Source organism: Streptosporangium jomthongense (assembly GCF_042650425.1).
Taxonomy (GTDB): domain Bacteria; phylum Actinomycetota; class Actinomycetes; order Streptosporangiales; family Streptosporangiaceae; genus Streptosporangium.
The window spans coordinates 177996-196329 of sequence record NZ_JBHSBC010000002.1; the positions used below are offsets into that span (position 1 = coordinate 177996).

The 18334-nt window shown below is 72.1% G+C and carries 16 protein-coding genes and 1 pseudogene; 14 read left to right on the top strand and 3 right to left on the bottom strand.

Going from position 1 to position 18334, the window contains the following annotated elements; all coding sequences use genetic code 11:
- Positions 1-18: 18 nt before the first annotated feature.
- The 6 genes from ACFOYY_RS04105 to ACFOYY_RS04130 all read left to right on the top strand — a co-directional run bounded on the left by ACFOYY_RS04105 (position 19) and on the right by ACFOYY_RS04130 (position 4245).
- A complete protein-coding gene (locus ACFOYY_RS04105) occupies positions 19-645 on the top strand; it encodes a hypothetical protein (protein ID WP_386187947.1) in 627 nt (208 codons plus the stop codon).
- The gene (locus ACFOYY_RS04110; RefSeq protein WP_352011999.1) at positions 642-944 is read left to right on the top strand and encodes a transcriptional regulator; all 303 of its coding nucleotides are present in this window, start codon (positions 642-644) and stop codon (positions 942-944) included. The genes ACFOYY_RS04105 and ACFOYY_RS04110 overlap by 4 nt, the downstream gene beginning before the upstream one ends.
- Before the next feature lie 12 nt (positions 945-956).
- Positions 957-1841: an ABC transporter ATP-binding protein gene (locus ACFOYY_RS04115; protein WP_362911742.1), complete on the top strand. Its 885-nt coding sequence runs from the start codon at positions 957-959 to the stop codon at positions 1839-1841.
- A gap of 63 nt (positions 1842-1904) precedes the next feature.
- Positions 1905-2645, top strand: coding sequence for an ABC transporter permease (locus ACFOYY_RS04120; RefSeq protein ID WP_362911744.1), 741 nt, complete (start codon positions 1905-1907; stop codon positions 2643-2645).
- 437 nt (positions 2646-3082) lie between these two features.
- Entirely contained in the window at positions 3083-3271 is a 189-nt protein-coding gene (locus tag ACFOYY_RS04125) for a hypothetical protein (protein WP_362911746.1), read from the top strand.
- Between the two features lie 650 nt (positions 3272-3921).
- Entirely contained in the window at positions 3922-4245 is a 324-nt protein-coding gene (locus tag ACFOYY_RS04130) for a hypothetical protein (protein WP_352012003.1), read from the top strand.
- Positions 4246-4319: 74 nt separating this feature from the next.
- On the opposite strand, the gene ACFOYY_RS04135 is transcribed toward ACFOYY_RS04130, so the two are convergent.
- The 3 genes from ACFOYY_RS04135 to ACFOYY_RS04145 form a co-directional block, all read right to left on the bottom strand.
- Positions 4320-4796, bottom strand: a complete 477-nt coding sequence (locus ACFOYY_RS04135) for a hypothetical protein (RefSeq protein WP_386187952.1) — start codon at positions 4794-4796, stop codon at positions 4320-4322.
- Between the two features lie 109 nt (positions 4797-4905).
- Entirely contained in the window at positions 4906-6018 is a 1113-nt protein-coding gene (locus tag ACFOYY_RS04140; RefSeq protein WP_352012005.1) for a DUF5925 domain-containing protein, read from the bottom strand.
- Positions 6019-6064: 46 nt separating this feature from the next.
- A complete protein-coding gene (locus ACFOYY_RS04145) occupies positions 6065-7570 on the bottom strand; it encodes a serine/threonine-protein kinase (protein WP_386187955.1) in 1506 nt (501 codons plus the stop codon).
- A gap of 46 nt (positions 7571-7616) precedes the next feature.
- Here ACFOYY_RS04145 and mtnA point away from each other — a divergent pair, with 46 nt between their 5' ends.
- The 8 genes and pseudogenes from mtnA to ACFOYY_RS04185 form a co-directional block, all read left to right on the top strand.
- A complete protein-coding gene (mtnA, locus tag ACFOYY_RS04150) occupies positions 7617-8597 on the top strand; it encodes an S-methyl-5-thioribose-1-phosphate isomerase (RefSeq protein WP_386187958.1) in 981 nt (326 codons plus the stop codon).
- A gap of 153 nt (positions 8598-8750) precedes the next feature.
- A complete protein-coding gene (locus tag ACFOYY_RS04155; protein WP_386187960.1) occupies positions 8751-9530 on the top strand; it encodes a peptidoglycan recognition protein family protein in 780 nt (259 codons plus the stop codon).
- Between the two features lie 204 nt (positions 9531-9734).
- Positions 9735-11501 (top strand): methylmalonyl-CoA mutase family protein, encoded by a 1767-nt coding sequence (locus ACFOYY_RS04160; protein ID WP_386187962.1) that lies wholly within the window; start codon positions 9735-9737, stop codon positions 11499-11501.
- Entirely contained in the window at positions 11498-13678 is a 2181-nt protein-coding gene (gene scpA / locus ACFOYY_RS04165; protein ID WP_386187964.1) for a methylmalonyl-CoA mutase, read from the top strand. The genes ACFOYY_RS04160 and scpA overlap by 4 nt, the downstream gene beginning before the upstream one ends.
- A complete protein-coding gene (gene meaB, locus ACFOYY_RS04170; RefSeq protein ID WP_352012011.1) occupies positions 13662-14639 on the top strand; it encodes a methylmalonyl Co-A mutase-associated GTPase MeaB in 978 nt (325 codons plus the stop codon). Before scpA ends, meaB begins: the two co-directional genes overlap by 17 nt.
- Positions 14640-15128: 489 nt before the next feature.
- Positions 15129-16436, top strand: coding sequence for a cytochrome P450 (locus tag ACFOYY_RS04175; protein WP_386187966.1), 1308 nt, complete (start codon positions 15129-15131; stop codon positions 16434-16436).
- A complete protein-coding gene (locus ACFOYY_RS04180) occupies positions 16433-17332 on the top strand; it encodes a terpene synthase family protein (protein ID WP_386187967.1) in 900 nt (299 codons plus the stop codon). Before ACFOYY_RS04175 ends, ACFOYY_RS04180 begins: the two co-directional genes overlap by 4 nt.
- Positions 17329-18334 (top strand): annotated as a pseudogene (locus tag ACFOYY_RS04185) (hypothetical protein); the annotation flags it as partial. The gene ACFOYY_RS04180 and the pseudogene ACFOYY_RS04185, both read left to right, overlap by 4 nt.

Here is an 18334-nt window from a genome sequence, read left to right on the forward strand (position 1 = left end):
TAGTTTGAGGAGCAGGGGATGGATCGGCTCGACGACGACGACCGGCCACTGAGTCCGGAGGAGATGCTCCGCCTGATCGAGGAGCAGCAGGCCACGACGACCAGGCGGCTCGGCGGCGACCCGCTGCTGACCCACACGCCATGGGGGATCACCTGGTTCGCCGGGTTCGGCGCCCTGTTCCTGAACTACGCCTACGGCCTGCTCTCCCGGAGCACGGCACTGGCGGTGCTGTTCGCGCTGATGGTCCTCTCCATGGCGACCACCCTTTTCGCGCAGCGGACGGTCAGCGGCCAGGTGAGGGGAGAGGCGGCCGACCGGGGCATGATGTACGGCATCTCCTGGTCGTTCGGCTTCGCCTGCGTGGTCGCGATCTGCGTCAGGCTCTCGCTCCTGCTGCCCTCCGAGGAGTCCGGCCTGCTGTGGGCGGTGACGTCCATGACGGTCGTCGCCGTCCTCTACGCCGTGGGGGGCGCGCTGTGGCGGGTGCGGACGATGTTCTTCCTCGGCGCCTGGCTCGCCGCGCTCAACGTGGCGGGTGCCATCGCGGGACCGACCGTCCACGCCCTGCTCATGTCCGTCGGAGCCGGTGGAGTGTTCACCGTCGTCGGAGTGGTGCAGCGGGCGCGGCAGCGGGGCGGGGCATGACGGGACCGCGCGAGCTCGACCCGGTCATCCACGCCCAGGCCAGGCTCCGGGTGGTCGCCACGCTCAACACGCTGGGCGAGGCCAACCAGATCACCTTCCCGGGGCTGCGGGAGCTGCTCGGGATGACCGCGGGAAACCTGTCCGTACACCTGGGGAAGCTGGAGGAAGCCGGTTACGTGGAGATCGTCAAGACCCACCGGGGGCGCACCCCGACGACCTACGTCGCTCTGACCCGGCGGGGGCGCCGGGCCTTCGAGGACTACACCGCCGCCATCCGTGAACTTCTCGACCTGTCCTAGGAGGGGACCCCAATGACAGAGATCCTGGCCCGCGCCGTCGAGGTCACCCGTGCCTACGGGGCCGTCACGGCGCTCGACCGCGTCAGCCTGGACATCCGGGCCGGTGAACTGGTCGGGCTGCTCGGTCCGAACGGCGCGGGCAAGTCCACGCTGGTCAACCTGTTCGCCGGGCTCAGAAGGCCGACCTCGGGAACCGTCGAACTGCTCGGCGGCTCACCGCTCGACCCGGCCAGGCGCCGCGGCATCGGCGTCACCCCGCAGGAGACCGGCCTGCCGCCCGCGCTGCGGGTCGGCGAGTGCGTCGACTTCGTGGCCGCCCACTTCCCCGGCGCGGTGAGCAGAGGGGAACTGCTCGAACGCTTCGGCCTCGTCGACCTGGCCAGGCGCCAGATCGGCGGCCTGTCCGGCGGGCAGAAGCGGCGTCTGGCGGTCGCGCTCGCCTTCACCGGAAACCCCCGCCTGGTCTTCCTCGACGAGCCGACCACCGGTCTCGACGTCGAGGCCCGCCACGCCCTCTGGGGCGCGGTCAGGGACTTCCACGCCGGAGGCGGGACCGTGGTCCTGACCAGCCACTATCTGGAGGAGATCGAGGCCCTGGCCCAGCGGGTCGTCGTGATCGGCGAGGGCCGGGTGCTCACCGACGACACCGTTGGGGCGGTGCGCGGCCTGGTGGGCGTCCACCGTGTCACGCTGACCGTCTCCGAACCGCCCGCCCTCGCCGGAGTCATCGGTGTCGAGCGAGAGGGCGACCGTACGCACCTGCTCACCGCCGACGCCGACGCCCTGGTCCGCGAGCTGGTGCTGAGCGGCGTCCCCTTCTCCGGCCTTGAGGTCAGGCCGACCTCCCTTGAGGAGGCCTTCCTCTCCATCACCGGCCGTGAGCCCCAGGCCGCCTGAGGCCGCCCCTCGCGGCCCGACCCCCAACGGACCCCTCCCACCGGACCCCGACAGGAGCCCGTGATGTCCCTCGTCCTCACCCACACCCGCTACCAGTTCCTCGAAACCGTCCGCGTGCCCATGACGGTGATCGGAAGCTCCGTCTTCCCCGCGCTGTCGATGCTGTTCTTCGTGGTGCCCTTCGCCGGGGACGACCCGGTCGCGGCGACCTACGCGACCGGCGCGATGCTGGTCTTCGCGGTCATGTCCTCCTGCCTGTTCACCTACGGCATCGGTGTCGCCGAGGACAGGGCCCAACCGTGGGACCCCTACCTGCGCACCCTGCCCGCCGGGCCGCTGCCCCGCTTCACCGGGCGCATCCTCACCGTCATGGGCATCATGACGATCGCGGTCATCCCCGTCCTGCTCATCGCGGCCTTCCTCACGGAGGCGACGGTGACCCTCGGGCAGCTGCTGCTCGGCCTGGCCGCGCTGCTCCTGGGATCGCTTCCCTTCACCCTGATGGGCCTGTTCATCGGCTACGCGCTGCCGTCGAAGGCCGCCATCGTCGTGGCCCAGGTGGTGTTCTTCCCGATGGCCGTCGGCGGCGGTCTGCTCACCGGTCCTCCCAGCACCGCCCCGGCGTTCATCCAGGCCGTCGCCCCCTACCTGCCGACCAGGGGCGCGGTCGAGCTGGTCTGGGCCGCCAGCACGGGCTTCTCGCCCGCCCCGCTCTCCCTGGCGATGCTGGCGCTGTGGGTCGCGGTCTTCGCCGGCCTGGCCGTGTGGGCCTACCGCCGCGACGAGGGGCGCCGCTTCTCCTGAGCTAATCCGAGAGACCTTGGAAGGAGCCCTCACCCGCCTCACAGGGGCAGGCGGGGACGGCGACACCGGAGAAAGTCCCCGGTCTCGCGTAACACGATGTCAGCGAGGGCGGAACGGCCCGGGCCAGGTGGCCCGGGCCGTTCCCGTGTCCGGGAAGGGGAGCGTTTCCGCAGGTCAGCTCGTGGCGCTCCTCGGTCACCGCCACCACCCGAGCGCTCGCGCTCCACCTTCTCAAAGGTGGAGTCTCTGGTTTTGTCCTATTGCGCCGACTTTTCGGGACCCGTCCTGTACATCAGGCGCTGTCGCTCGTTTCCTGGGCCCCGTGGATTTCCCCCACGCGAAGGTAGCTCTGTGTAACTGACGGTTACGGTTCGTGTTTAATGGGGTGGCTACCACTTGAGGTGGATCGACAACTCCAGGAAAGAGGAGAAAGCATCGTGCGCCGCATCGTCATCGGGTTCGCTGCCGCTGGGATGGCCGTCTTCGGCATGCTGGCGACCACGGCGGCACCGTCAGCCGCCGACCCCGCACCGTCCAATGGGCTCGGCGTTCTTGAGTCCAACTCAAACCCATGCGTAACGGCTAGTAATACCGGAATCCTCACCGCCATCTTGAAGAAGTGCTGACCGTGTCAGCTTGACCGTGGGTCCGGCAGCCGTAGCCGGTGACTGAGATCGATGGTGTCGTTGGGAAGCCGGATCGTCCGGGGTGGTCTGCCCTGGGCGACCCGGCTTCTGAGCGCTGTCCCAGGCGGTTCTGCACGGCTGTCGATGAACCCGGGTTCCGATGTCACCGGCCGGCGCCGACCGGCAAGCCGGCACGTGTCCGGCTCAGGTGACGATGCGGCCCGCGAAAGCTCTTGACCTGGGATTTCCTGCCTTACCTCCGCGCTTCCCCCTGGCCGGTCCTCCTCGGCCGCCGCCGTTACCCGCACGCCTTTCGCCTCTCCGGCGAAGCCGGGCTGCCTGCGAGTGCCCACCTCGCTGCTCGCCCTCGTCTCGGGGTGCCGGCCGGGCCGGTGCCGCTGACCGTGCTCGGGCCGGGTCCGGCGGCCTGGCGCTCGGCGTCCGCGCGATGTGGCGCGGGATCTGCCCCCCGACCGGCATATCGGACGATATTCCACGCCTTATGTCACCATTTTTAGGCATATAACATAATCGAATATTTCGGGCTTTTCTTGTCTCTTTCCTAGGTCAAAGATAACTTTTGTCGCGCACCTCTGTGCGGGCGTCCCGCCCGCGGTCCACCCCTCGCTTCCCATCGGAGGTACCAGCGCGTGATCACCAGAAAGGCGGCCGTCGCCGCCGCGGGCGTTCTGGCCCTGGGAGGACTGGTGTACGGCCATCCCCCCGCCCAGGCCGGGACCTCCGGTCTGTCCGCCCCCCTGGCGACCTGCCGTTCCTACACCAACGACGCCAGGACCATCGGATACGGCGGCTGCACCATCATGGACGGCTGGGAGCGCTGGCGGCTCGGCGTGCGGTGCACGACCGGCGGCGCCGACTACCACTCGCCCTGGCAGTACACCTCGCACACGAAGAGCTATCGGTGCCCGGGAGGCGGCAGGGTGACCGGTGTCTGGACCGACAGCGAGTCCTGAGCCCGGAATTCTCCCCGAACGGTCCGAGGTGATTAACGGCATATTTCATGACATATGCAATATGCCGTGAAATCTCAGGGTGAGCAGAGCGTTCTCTCGATGGCCGTCAGGACGCGCTCCGCCTTCCGGGAACCGGTCACGACCGTTTCGCCGAAGCGGGCGCGTACCCGCCGTCTCGCCTCCGCGCGATCCGTTCCCTCCGCCAGGTCCCGGCACGAGGCCAGCGCCCGGCCGACCGGCTCCCCCCGGCCGGGCGCGGCGCCGAGCGCGGGGTCGATCTCCCGCAGGGCGCCCAGCAGCGCCCGGACCCGGCGCGCGTCGGGGGACACGCCGACGGACGTCCCCGCGGACGGCGGGCCGGGCGCGGGGGTGGTGGGGGCCGGGGTGCTCGCCTTGACGGCGTTGTGCGCCCTGCTGATCCGGTCACCGACGGCGCCGATCCCGGAGACCAGGGCAAAGCCTGTCACGGCCGTCAGCACCAGCGCCTTCAGCGGGCTGTGCCGCTTCGGCCCCCGGTCACGGCCGGGGGAACGTTTGCCGAGAGTGCCCATCCACCGGACAATAACGGCGCGTCCCTCGTGGAGCGACATCCTGTCACATGCGGGGAACGACCCGGGAGACCACACGATCTCCCGGGTGCGACGCCCGCGGACACAGCCCTCAGAGGTACAGGCCGATGCTCTCCGGCTCGGCCGGGGCCTCGCCCACCCCGTCACGCAGGGCGAACAGCTCGGCGAGGGTCGCGCCCGACACCGGGACGCCCTCCGCGGTGCCCAGCCACCCGACCGCCTCGTCGTGCGGAAGGGCGCCGACCTCAAGCTGGGCGAGGCAGCGGCCCGGGCGGACCACCGCAGGGTGGAGCCGGGACAGGCTCTCGTTGGTCGTGATCGCGACCAGCACGTCACGGCCGTGACCGAGCAGGCCGTCGGTCAGGTTGAGCAGCCGGGAGAGACCCTGCCCCGTCACCTCCTTGGCTCCGGCCCTGATCAGCTCGTCACAGTCCTCAAGCACGAGGAGGCGCCACTTCTTGCCGCCCTCGTCGTCGGAGTCAGAGCCGACCGCGACCTCCATCAGATAGCCGGGGGAGTTGAACAGCCGCTCCGGGTCGAGCACGCAGTCGACCTGGCACCAGGAGCGCCACTCGCGGGCGAGCGTGCGCAGCAGCGTCGTCTTCCCGGTGCCGGGCGGTCCGTGCAGCAGGACCAGGCGGCCACGCACGTCGGCGGGGGTCAGGGCCATCAGCCGGTCGAGCGGGCCGCGCAGGGACCGGGAGTAGTTGCCGCCGATCTCCGCCCAGGGGACGGCGGTGATGGGCTTGCCGGAACGGCGGGCGCCGTGCGGGCCCTGCCACCAGAAGCCCATCTCGACGTGGTCGCTCTCCGGTACGGCCTCCCGCGCGTCCTTGACCGTCTCCTCGATCACCGAGCGGGCCAGCCCCTCGTCGACCGCGGTGACGCTGACCAGCGCGGAGCGGTTGCGGTAGCGGACGACCCGCAGCGTCCAGCCCTCCCCGCGGATCAGCCGGGACTCCCGCCCGTCGTCCTCCCGCGCGACCCGCACCAGCGTCCCCGTCGCCGGGGCGAGCGGGGCGTCGGCGCGGATCCGTTCCAGTTCGGTGGTGCGCGACCACGGCTGGGCGCCCGTCGCGAACGGCGACAGCGCCAGGGCGTCGATCACGTCGACCGCCGAGTCGCCGTCGTCGAGCCAGATGTTCATCGGTACTTCCGCCGGGTGCGGCTCCGGAGTGATACTGACCTCCCTGAGAACGGACATGTCGGCAATGATTCCCTTCGCGGCCATCCGGGTCGAGGGATTTACCTCACTTCCTGGACAGCACGCCGTCGTAGGTGGTGCCGAAGCCCATGCCGTCGGTCCAGTGGTAGGCCAGCCGTCCGCCCTTGCCGGTGAGGGTGAGGTCGCCCGGGACGCACTGGAGGACGTCGTGGACCTTCAGCTCGAACCCGAGGGCCTTCCCACTGGTTCTGGTGAGCGCGAGGGTGCCCGAGCACCCCGAGGTCGGCTCGGTCCACGAGCCCGACTTCTCCCCCTGGGCCAGGACGATCGTCACGTCGTGCTCGCGGAGGGGGAAGGGTCCGCTCTCCGTCGGCTTGATGTGCCCGGACCAGGTCCCGGCGAACGCGGCGGGGACTCCGGCGCCTCCTGGACCCGCCGAGGACTCGGGGACCGGCTCCCCGGTGTCGTAGACGTCGCCGGGCAGGTCGTCGTACTCCCCCCGGGACTCCTCCGGAGGGGAGGCGGTGGCGCCCGCAGGCGTGCCCGTCACGCGGGGGCCGCCCGTCGAGGCGGGGACCGAACCCGGCCCGCCGGCCAGGTACCAGACCGTGACACCCCCGGCGGCCACGAGCGCAACGGCGGCCAGACCGGCGCCGAGCACGGTCCCGGAACGCCGCCGGGACGCCTGGGTGCGCAGGCCCGCGCCGCCCTCACCGGTGCTCTCCCCGGCCTTCGCCCCGCCGGTGGCCTCTCCGGCCACCGCCCCGCCCACCGGCTTCCCGGACGGCGGAGCCTGCCCGCCCGGATCGACGAGGCTCACCATCAGGGAACGGGCGGTGGGCCTGCGCGCCGGGTCCTTGTCCAGGCACGCGCCGATCAGCCCGGCCAGCCTGGCGGGCAGTACGGAAAGGTCGGGCCGGTGGTTGAGGATCCGGTTCAGCACGGCGGGCAGTGTGTCGGCCCCGAACGGCGAACGCCCGCTCGCCGCGCACAGCATGGTGGCCGCCCAGGCGAACACGTCGGAGGCGGGCGAGGCCGGGGAACCGCCGATCTGCTCGGGCGCCATGTAGGCCGGGGTGCCGACGATGCCCGAGGTCATCGTCGCCGCGCCGTCCGCCCTGGCGATGCCGAAGTCCACGACCCGGGGGCCGTCGGGACCGAGCAGCACGTTGGCCGGCTTGAAGTCCCGGTGCACGACCCCGGCCGCGTGGATCGCCGCCAGCGCGGTCGCCGTGCCGACCACGAGCCGCTCCAGCTCACCGCCCCGCAGCGGCCCGCGCTCCCTGATCCGCTGCTGCAGGGACGGCCCGTCGACGAACTCGCTCACCACGTACGGCCGGGGCCCGTCGACCGAGGCGGCCAGCACGCGGGCCGTGCAGAAGGGGGCGACGCTCTCCAGCGCCGACAGCTCCCTGGCCAGTCGCGCGCGGGTCTCGGCGTCGGCGCCGAACAGCAGCTTGACGGCGACCTGCTCCCCGCCGGGCGTCTGCCCCAGGTAGACGACGCCCTGGCCGCCCTCGCCCAGCCTTCCGGTCAGCCGGAAGGCGCCCAGGCTGCGGGGGTCGTCCTGGGACAGGGGGGTGGTGCTCACGGGGCAAGGCTAGCGATGCCCGCCTGATATAGGCATATTTTGAGACATGCGGACGATCGACTGGGTGGACGACGCCATCGAACTCGTGGACCAGACGGCGCTTCCCGACAGATGCGACATGCTCAGGATCGGCACGGTGGACGAGCTCATCGGGGCCATCCGGCGGCTGGCCGTACGGGGCGCGCCCGCGCTGGGGGTCGCCGGGGCGCTCGGGGTGGCACTCGCCGTACGCGACGAACCCGACCCCGTGGCGGTCGCGGCCAGGCTGCGCGCGGCCAGGCCGACCGCGGTCAACCTCGCCTGGGCCGTCGACGCCGCGCTCGGCCATCTGGACGGCGGGTTCGAGGCGGTCCTCGCCCACGCCCTGCGGATCAGGGACGACGACATCGCGGCCTGCCGCGCGATGGGGGAGCGGGGCGCCGACCTGGTGCGCGAGCTCACCAGGCGTGACCGGGTGCGGATCATGACCGTCTGCAACACCGGAGGCCTGGCCGCGGTCGAGCGCGGCACCGCCCTCGGCGTCGTGCAGACCCTGCACGAGCGGGGACGGCTGGCCGAGGCGCTGGCCATGGAGACCAGGCCGCTGCTGCAGGGCGCCAGGCTGACGGCCTGGGAGCTGGACCGGATGGGCGCGCCGTACCGGCTGATCGCCGACTCGGCGGGACCGTTCCTGCTGGCCAGGGGGTACGCGGACGCGGTGCTCATCGGCGCCGACCGGATCGCCGCGGACGGCGACACGGCGAACAAGATCGGCTCGTACGCCCTGGCCCTGGGCGCCCGCCGGGCGGGCGTGCCGTTCGTCGTCGTCGCCCCGGAGAGCACCGTCGACCCCGCCACCCCGACCGGCGCCGGGATCGAGATCGAGGAACGCGACCAGGACGAGGTGCTCGGCGTGCGCGGGACACGGCTCGCGCCCGCGGGGGCCCGCGCGGCCAACCCGGCCTTCGACGTCACCCCGCACGATCTGGTCACGGCCATCGTCACCGAGCGCAGGGTCATCCGCCCTGACCTGGGAGAACGACCCTGAATGGGTTTGGGGGGCTTTCTATGGGTAGGCGAGGGTGATCGGTCGCCAGAGTCCCGTTTCTTCAGGAGATCAGTTCGTAAACCACGGGATCAGGCGAAGCGTCAACGACTACGCTCCGATTAACCCCCTGTACCCAAACCGTGGAGAACCCTCGTGGCCATCGATCTTGTTACCCGTCGAGAGTGGGGTGCCCGGGAGCCGCGCGGTTCCTACGGCAGGCTCACCTCGACCAAAGGAGTCAAGGTCCACTACACCGGCGGCCAGGTGAGCCCGGGCATCGTCGACGACCACGCCAAGTGCGTCGCGATGGTCAGGTCGATCCAGAACTTCCACATGGACGGCAACGGCTGGATCGACATCGGCTACTCGATGATCGCCTGCCCGCACCGCAAGGTGTTCGAGGGCCGTGGCCCCGGTCACCTGCCCGCGGCCAACGGCGCCGGTCTCAACAGCGCCCACTACGCCGTGCTCGGCCTGGTCGGCAACGCCGGTCTGGTCCAGCCGACCGACGACACCCTGAACGCCATCCTCGACGCCGTCGACTACCTGCGCCTCAAGGGCGGCGCCGGCAGAGAGATCAAGGGCCACCGCGACGGCTACTCGACCGACTGCCCGGGAGACGCGCTGTACGCCTGGGTCAGGAGGGGCGCCCCCCGCCCCGGCGGCGGCCAGACCCCCGGCGAGCCCCAGGAGCCGTCCCCGCCCGCCTTCCCCGGCCGCGTCCTGAAGTACCCGCCCCTCCTGGAGGGGGAGGACGTGCGCACCTGGCAGGCCAAGATGAAGGCCCGAGGCTGGGACATCGACGTCGACGGCCTGTACGGCGAGCGCTCCCGTGAGGTGTGCCGCGCCTTCCAGGCGGAGAAGAGCCTGCCGGTCACCGGCGCCGTCGACCGCGCGACCTGGGACGCCACCTGGAAGGCCCCGGTCACCTGATCCGCCCTGGTGGGCATCCGGCCCACCGGAAGGCCCCGCCCTCCCGGCTCCTCGAATTCGCCCCGGGAGGGCGGGGCCTTTCCTCGTGCGACCCCGGGTAATCCCAGGCCGGCGAGGCCGTACGCCTCGGCCGTGAGCGGGAGCCCGCCGTTCGGGACCGGGGGGAGGGAAGGCGGTTTGGCGGGTGGGCTTACTATCCGGTTCATGACGGTGCCGCCTGAGGAACTTCGAACGGCCGACGGTTTCCCGCCGACCACGCGGGAGCGGTGGCGTGAGCTCGCGCTCGGCGTCCTGCGCAAGTCCGGGATCGAGACGGACTCACCGGAGGAGGCGCTGTCCTCCACCACCTACGACGGCGTGACCATCGCGCCGCTCTACGACTCCTCCGACCTGCCCGGCGACCCGGGCCTGCCCGGTGCGGCGCCGTACGTCAGAGGGGCCCGCCCTGTGGGGGGCTGGGACGTCAGGCAGCGCCATGAGGTGGCCGACAGGGAGGCGGTCCTGGCCGACCTGGAGAACGGCGTCACCTCACTGTGGCTCACGCTGGAGCCGGAGGACCTGCCGCGTGTCCTCGGCGAGGAGATCTACCTGGACCTGGTCCCGATCGTCCTGGACGCCGGGGAACGCACCGCGGAGGCGGCCGGGACACTGTTCGCGCTGGCCGAACGGCGCGGCGTCGCCCGGGGCGGCCTGACCGGGAACCTGGGGGCCGACCCGGTCCGCGACCCCGCGACCGCGGCCGAACTGGCCCGGCGCTGCGCGGCCGACTTCCCAGGGCTGCGCGCGGTCGTGGTCGACGGCACGCCGTACCACGACATGGGGGCAGGCGACGCCGAGGAGCTCGGCTGCGCGACGGCGGCGGGGGTGGCGGCCCTGCGGACGCTGACCGGCGCGGGACTGCCGGTCGAGGAGGCGTTCGGCCAGCTGGAGTTCCGCTACGCGGCGACCGCCGACCAGTTCCTCACCATCGCCAAGCTCCGCGCCGCGCGCCGGGTCTGGGCGCGCGTCGCCGAGGTGTGCGGGGCGGTGGAGAACGCGGGGCAGCGCCAGCACGCGGTGACCGGCTCGGCGATGATGACGGCCCGCGACCCCTGGGTGAACATGCTCCGCACCACACTGGCCTGCTTCGCGGCCGGGGCGGGCGGAGCGGACGCGGTGACCGTGCAGCCGTTCGACGCCTGCCTGGGGCTGCCCGACGCCTTCGCCCGCAGGATCGCCCGTAACACCCACGCGCTGCTCGTCGAGGAGGCGGGGACGGCCAGGGTGACGGACCCCGCGGGCGGGTCGTGGTACGTCGAGCGGCTCACCGAGGACCTGGCGGGCAAGGCCTGGGAGTGGTTCCAGGAGATCGAACGCGCCGGGGGCATGGCCGCGGCCGTGGAGTCGGGGCTCGTCTCCGGCCGGATCGCCGCCACCTGGCGTGAGCGCTCCGGCAACATCGCGCACCGCCGCGACCCGATCACCGGGGTGAGCGAGTTCCCCGACCTCGGTGAGCGCCCGCTGAGCAGGCCGCCCAGACCGCGTCCCCGGGCCGGTGTCCGTTACGCCCAGGAGTTCGAGGCGCTGCGCGATCTGGCGGACGCCCAGGAGGTCAGGCCCGCGGTGTTCCTGGCCGTCATCGGCCCGGTCGCCGCGCACACCGCCAGGGCCTCCTTCGCGGCCAACCTGTTCAACGCCGGGGGCGTCGCGGCCCTCACCGCCCCCGTGCCGCCGGGAGGCACGGTCGACCCGGCCGCGATCGCCGCGGCCTTCGCCGCGAGCGGCGCCAGGATCGCCTGCCTGTGCTCAAGCGACCGGCTGTACGGCGAGCACGCCGAGGCCGTGGCCGCCGCGCTGCGCGAGGCCGGGGCGGTGAAGGTGTGGCTGGCGGGCAGGGGGGACCACGTGGGCGTGGACGCCACCGTCCACGCCGGGTGCGACGCGCTCGGCGTGCTCCGCACGATCTTCGACGACCTGGAGGTGGCTCGTTGATTCCCGACTTCTCCGGAATCGGGCTGACCGGAGAGCCCGCGGCGCCCCCCGACCGGGAGGGCTGGGCGCGGGCCGTGCGGCGGGCGACCGGTCAGAACCCGGACGAGCTGACGTGGCGGACGCCGGAGGGCATCGACGTCAAGCCGCTGTACACGGCCGACGACCTCGACGGGCTCGGCTTCCTGGAGACCTACCCGGGGACGGTGCCGTACCTGCGCGGGCCGTACCCGACCATGTACGTCAACCAGCCGTGGACCGTCAGGCAGTACGCCGGGTTCTCCACGGCCGAGGAGTCCAACGCCTTCTACCGCCGCAACCTGGCGGCCGGGCAGAAGGGACTGTCGGTCGCCTTCGACCTGGCCACCCACCGGGGCTACGACTCCGACCATCCGAGGGTGGCCGGGGACGTGGGCATGGCGGGGGTCGCCATCGACTCCATCTACGACATGCGGCAGCTGTTCGACGGCATCCCCCTCGACCGGATGAGCGTGTCGATGACCATGAACGGCGCGGTGCTCCCGGTGCTCGCGCTCTACATCGTGGCCGCCGAGGAGCAGGGGGTGGCGCCGGAGCAGCTGGCCGGGACCATCCAGAACGACATCCTCAAGGAGTTCATGGTCCGCAACACCTACATCTATCCGCCCGCTCCGTCGATGCGGATCATCTCCGACATCTTCTCCTACACCAGCGAGCGGATGCCGAAGTTCAACTCCATCTCGATCTCCGGGTACCACATCCAGGAGGCCGGGGCCACGTGCGACCTGGAGCTGGCCTACACCCTGGCCGACGGCGTCGAGTACCTCAGGGCGGGCACCGCGGCCGGGCTCGACGTCGACAGGTTCGCGCCCCGCCTGTCGTTCTTCTGGTGCATCGGCATGAACTTCTTCATGGAGGTCGCCAAGCTCCGCGCCGCCCGGCTGCTGTGGGCGCGCCTGGTCTCCGGGTTCGGCGCGGAGAACCCCAGGTCGCTGTCGCTGCGGACCCACTCGCAGACCTCCGGCTGGTCGTTGACCGCCCAGGACGTCTTCAACAACGTGGTGCGCACCTGCGTCGAGGCGATGGCCGCGACCCAGGGGCACACCCAGTCGCTGCACACCAACGCCCTGGACGAGGCGCTGGCGCTGCCGACCGACTTCTCCGCAAGGATCGCCCGCAACACCCAGCTGCTGCTGCAGCAGGAGTCGGGCACCTGCCGGGTGATCGACCCGTGGGGCGGCTCCTACTACGTCGAGCGGCTCACCCACGAGCTGGCGGTCAGGGCCTGGGGGCACATCCAGGAGGTCGAGGCGGCGGGCGGCATGGCCAGGGCGATCGACCAGGGCCTGCCCAAGCTGCGCATCGAGGAGGCCGCGGCCCGGACCCAGGCCCGTATCGACTCCGGGCGCCAGCCGGTGATCGGCGTCAACAAGTACCGGCCCGACGCCGAGGAGCCCATCGAGGTCCTCAAGGTCGACAACAGCGCGGTGCGCGCCCAGCAGCTCGACAAACTCCGCAGGCTGCGCCAGGAGCGCGACCCGGCGCGGGTCGAACGGGCCCTTGAGGCGCTGACCAAGGGCGCGGCCGGGGACGGCAACCTGCTGGCGCTGTCCATCGAGGCGGCGCGGGCCATGGCGACGGTCGGGGAGATCTCCGACGCGCTGGAGAAGGTCTTCGGCAGGCACGCGGGCCAGATCCGCACGATCTCCGGTGTCTACCGGCAGGAGGTGGGTCCGGGAGTGGACGAGGTCCGTACGGCCTGCGCCGAGTTCGAGCGGCTTGAGGGGCGCCGCCCCCGCATCCTGGTCGCCAAGATGGGCCAGGACGGCCACGACCGAGGGCAGAAGGTGATCGCGACGGCCTTCGCCGACCTGGGGTTCGACGTGGACGTCGGCCCGCTGTTCCAGACGCCCGAGGAGGTCGCCCGCCAGGCGGTCGAGGCCGACGTGCACGTGGTCGGGGTCTCCTCGCTGGCCGCCGGGCACCTGACGCTGGTGCCCGCGCTGCGGGCGGCGCTGGCCGAGCTGGGCGCGGAGGACGTCATGATCGTGGTCGGCGGGGTGATCCCGCCGGGAGACTTCGAGGCGCTGCGCGCCGCGGGGGCCTCGGCGATCTTCCCGCCCGGGACCGTGATCGCCGGGGCCGCCGGGGAGCTGCTGGCCGAACTGCGTACCCGGCTCGGCCATGTCCAGGACGGTTGAGGACTACGCCCGGGGGGTCAAGGAGGGCTCCCGGGCCTGGATCGCCAGGGCGATCACGCTGGTCGAGTCGAGCAGGCCCGACCACCGGGCCATGGCCCAGCGGCTGCTGGTCGAGCTGGCCCCGCTGGCGGGCAGGGCCCGCCGGGTCGGGGTGACCGGGGTGCCCGGCGTGGGCAAGTCCACCTTCGTCGACACGCTCGGCACCCTCCTGACCGGCAGGGGGCACCGGGTCGCGGTGCTCGCCGTCGATCCGTCGTCGACCAGGACCGGCGGCAGCATCCTGGGCGACAAGACCAGGATGTCCAGACTGGCGGCCGACCCGGCCGCCTTCATCCGCCCGTCCCCGACCTCGGGCACGCTCGGCGGGGTGGCCAAGGCGACCCGTGAGGCGATGGTCGTGGTCGAGGCGGCGGGCTACGACGTCGTACTCGTCGAGACGGTGGGGGTCGGCCAGTCGGAGACCGCGGTCGCCGACATGGTGGACACCTTCCTGCTGCTCGCGCTGGCCAGGACCGGCGACCAGCTCCAGGGCATCAAGAAGGGCGTGCTGGAGCTGGCGGACGTGATCGCGGTCAACAAGGCCGACGGGCCGCACGAACCGGACGCCAGGAGGGCGGCCAGGGAGCTGGCCGGGGCGCTGCGGCTGTTGCGCTCCGAGCGCACGGTGCCCGTGCTGACCTGCAGCGGACTCGAAGGCGCGGGGATGGAGGAGCTGTGGCGTCAGGTCGTGGCGCACCAGGAGGCCATGGAGGTCTCGGGCGAGCTGTCCGCCCGCCGCCGCGCGCAGCAGGTCGGCTGGACCTGGGCGCTGGTGACCGAACGCCTGCTGGCCGGGCTCCGCGGGCATCCGGAGGTGGCCGCGATCGCCCCGGAGGTCGAGCGGCTGGTGCAGACGGGGGAGCTGACGCCGTCCCTGGCCGCCGACCGCATCCTGGACGCCTTCGGGCACCGGCCCGCGTGACCGCGGGAGGTCATGTGATCCCGGTCACGCTGAGCGACCACAGGTGGGAACTGATTTGCGAATTCTGCCCACATTACATGAATCCTTGCTTAAGAAACTGATTCATTACAGTTATGGTAAAACGATTATTTGGCTGCGACCTTGATCGCCCACTGCCAATCATGTGATACTTCGCCCAAAGGGTTGTGAAAGGCGTATTAAAGCCCTTTAGTCATGTGAGCGTGAGAAGGCGCATGGTGAGGCGCGGGAAGGACACAGAGGGGCCGCCGGTCGACCGGCCCTGACTGTTTCCCGTGTGGGACGGGTCACACCGGAGTGGCCGCGGTCCCTGATTGCGTCCGACCGCCCCGGCATCGCCGTGGGCGGCGGTCACGCTGCGTGTGTTCGCGTCATGCGAGGTGGGAGAGCGTAGCAATGTCGATCGACGCGACCGCGGGAACATTCCGGCGGAGCAGGACCGTCCCCGTTCACCGTGCCCTTCCCGGGCTGATGAGGGACCCGGTGAACGCCCTGGCCGAGATGGGCAGACGGGCGAAGGGCGAGGTCGTCCGGCTTGACCTCGGGCTCTTCCGCCCCTATCTGGTCACCCATCCCGACCACGTCCAGCGGGTGCTGAGAGCCGAGTGGACCGGCTACCGCCGCGACGGCATGTTCTGGCGCCCCCTGCGCCGCATGACCGGTGCCAGCGTCCTGGGCGAGGACGAGCCCTGGGAGTCGAGCAGGAAGGTCCTGCAGCCCCTCTTCACCAGACGCTACATCGCCACGCTCGCCGGGGAGATGGCGAAGGTGATCACCGGCTGTGTCTCCCGCCTCGACGCGTACGTCACGTCGGGACGGCCCGTCGACATCATGGAGGAGATGTCCAGGATCGTGAACAGGGCCGTGATCCGGGTGCTGTTCGGCGACCGGATCACCCCCGAGGAGGGCGAGCTCCTGGCCCCCGCCTACGACACGGCCGCGACCTCGATCAACTTCCGGCTGCTCATGCCGTTCATGCCCTACTCGGTACGGGTCCCCGGCGACCGGGCCTTCATGAGGGCCGTCAAGACGGTGGACGACGTGGTGTTCCCGGTGATCCGCCAGGCGCGGGCCGAACACGGTGACGGCCACGACGTCATCTCCGCGCTCTGCCGGGTCGGCCAGGAGGACGGCGGCGCGCCGCTCGACGACCAGCAGATCCGCGACAACCTCGTCAGCGTCTACGGCGCGGCCTCGGAGTCGACGGCCATGACCCTGACCTGGCTGTGGCCGCTGCTGGAGGCCCACCCGCACGTCGCGGCCAGGCTCCAGGAGGAGATCGACCGGGTCGTCGGCGCCGGCCCCGTGACGCCGGAGCACCTGCCCGAGCTGCGCTACACCGGCATGGTCCTGCAGGAACTGCTGCGCCTGTACCCGGCCGGCTGGATCTTCCCCAGGATGGCCGCCAGGACCGCCGAGCTGGGCGGGACGCGGATCAAGGCGGGCGCCCAGGTGCTGATCAGCCCCTACGCCACCCACCGGCTCGACGAGTTCTGGGAGCGCCCGCTCGACTTCGACCCGGAGCGCTTCGCGCCCGGCGCGCGGGACGGCGCGCACCGCTACTCCTACTTCCCCTTCGGCGGCGGGCCGCACCAGTGCCTGGGCAAGCACCTGTTCCATGTCGAGGCGCCCCTCATCGTGGCCGCCGTGCTGAGCCGCTTCCGCCTCCAGGTCGCGGCGGGGCCGTACACCCCCTTCCCCGCGGCCTCGCTCAGACCCAGGGAGAAAGTGATGATGAACCTTCTCCCGCTCAGGCACGCCCCCGGCGCGGCGGCGTGACCCGCACGGACGCCGCACCCCGGCCCGAGGCCGCGGAGTGCGGGACGATCTGCGCCGTCGCGGGCCGGGCCCAGCGGGACATGCGCGAGTGGGCCGAGGCCTACCCCGGCCTGTTCTCCGCCAAGCCGTTCGACGCGGCCCTCTACAGCACCCTGTCGCTGGCCATGGCCTTCAGCGGGCCCTGGTTCACCGCCGAGCAGTTGCGCATGGCCAACAAGGTCTGCCTGTGGGCCTTCGGTCTCGACTGGCTCGTCGACTACGTCGCGACCTCCCCCGAGGAGGTGGAGGGCGTCGTACGGCGCTGCCTGGAGGTGGCAGACGGCGCGGCGCCGGAGGACGGCGACGACCTCACCCTGATGCTCGCCGGGATCCGCGACGAGCTGGCCGCCTCGCCCGCCCACCCCGTGCTGGGCCCGTTCTGGCGCGCGGAGCTGGGGCGGATGCTGGAGGCGATGCTGCGCGAGGCCCGCTGGAAGGCCGACAAGGTCACCCCCGGGTTCGACGACTACCTCGGCAACGCCGACAACCTCGGCTTCTGCTTCGCCTTCGCCGCCCACTGGCTGTACACCGCGGGCTCGGCCGAGAGCCCCGTCGAAGGTCTCGGTGAGATCCTCGACGAGGTCGCGGAGGCGTCGAGATCGGTGCAGCGGGTGATCCGCCTCATCAACGACCTGGGCACCTACGAGCGCGACGTCGTCTGGGGCGACCTCAACGCCCTGCTGCTCGGGCCGGAGCGCGCCGAGGTCGAACGGCGGGTCGCCGAACTGGCCGCGCGCAGCCGCGAGCTGATCGCCCCGCTGCGGGACAGGGCCCCCGAACTCGCGGGCTACCTGGAGCGGCAGATGGACTTCTGCGCGGGCTTCTACCAGGTCACCGACTACTGGGGTGCGCTGTGACCGTCGAAGACCTGCGGGTGCCCGGTGCCGTACCGCGGGGCCGGAACACGACGCCGGAGCCGGGCGCTCCCCCCGAGGAGAGCCGGGTGGCCGCGGCCGCGGCCGAGCTGGTCGCGAGCCTGACGGCCGAGCCGTGGGGCCAGGTCTCCGTCTCGGTCTACGAGACGGGACGGCTGGTGAGCCTGGCCCCCTGGCTCACGGGCCACGCCGAACGCGTGCGGTTCCTGCTCGCCGCCCAGCGTCCCGACGGCGGCTGGGGCGCCCCCGGCGGCTACGCGCTGGTGCCCACCCTCGCCGCGGTCGAGGCGCTGGCCGCCGAACTCGGACGTGTCCCCGGCGCCTCGGGGACTCCCTTCGCGGACGAGGCGGCGGTCGGCGGAGCCGTACGGCGTGGCCTGGCCGCGCTGCGCCGCTGGGCCGGTACGAAGCCGGGAGCGGGCCGGGGCGGTGATCCACGCGTCCCCTACGACCTGCGGGAACTGCCGGACATGCCGGCGGTCGAGCTCATCGTGCCCGACCTGCTCGCCCGCCTCAACGGGCACCTGGCGGCGCTGGAGGAGGGGGAGCCGCTGCCGCCTCCCCGGGGCATGAACGGCGGGAAGCTGGCGCTGGTCAGGACCGGGCTGGCCGCGGGTGCCGCGGTCCCGCAGAAGATGCTGCACGCGCTGGAGGTCGCCGCGGAGGCGGCGTCGAAGGCCCCGGGAGTCGTCCCGACGCCCCTCCGCGAGGGGCGGGCCGCCGCGATCGGCGCCTCGCCCGCCGCGGGCGCCGCGTGGCTCGGCGGCCCGGGGGAGGACTCACCCGTGCGCCACTACCTGGAGGCGGTCGTGGACCGCTACGCGGGCCCGGTGCCCTGCGCGGCCCCCGTGACGGTCTTCGAGCGGGGCTGGACGCTGAGCTGGCTGCGGCGCGCGGGCGTCCCGGTGACCGTGCCGGAGGAGCTGACGGCCGGGCTGGCCGCCGCCATCGGCCCCGGCGAGGACCGGGGCCGGGCCGTCCGGC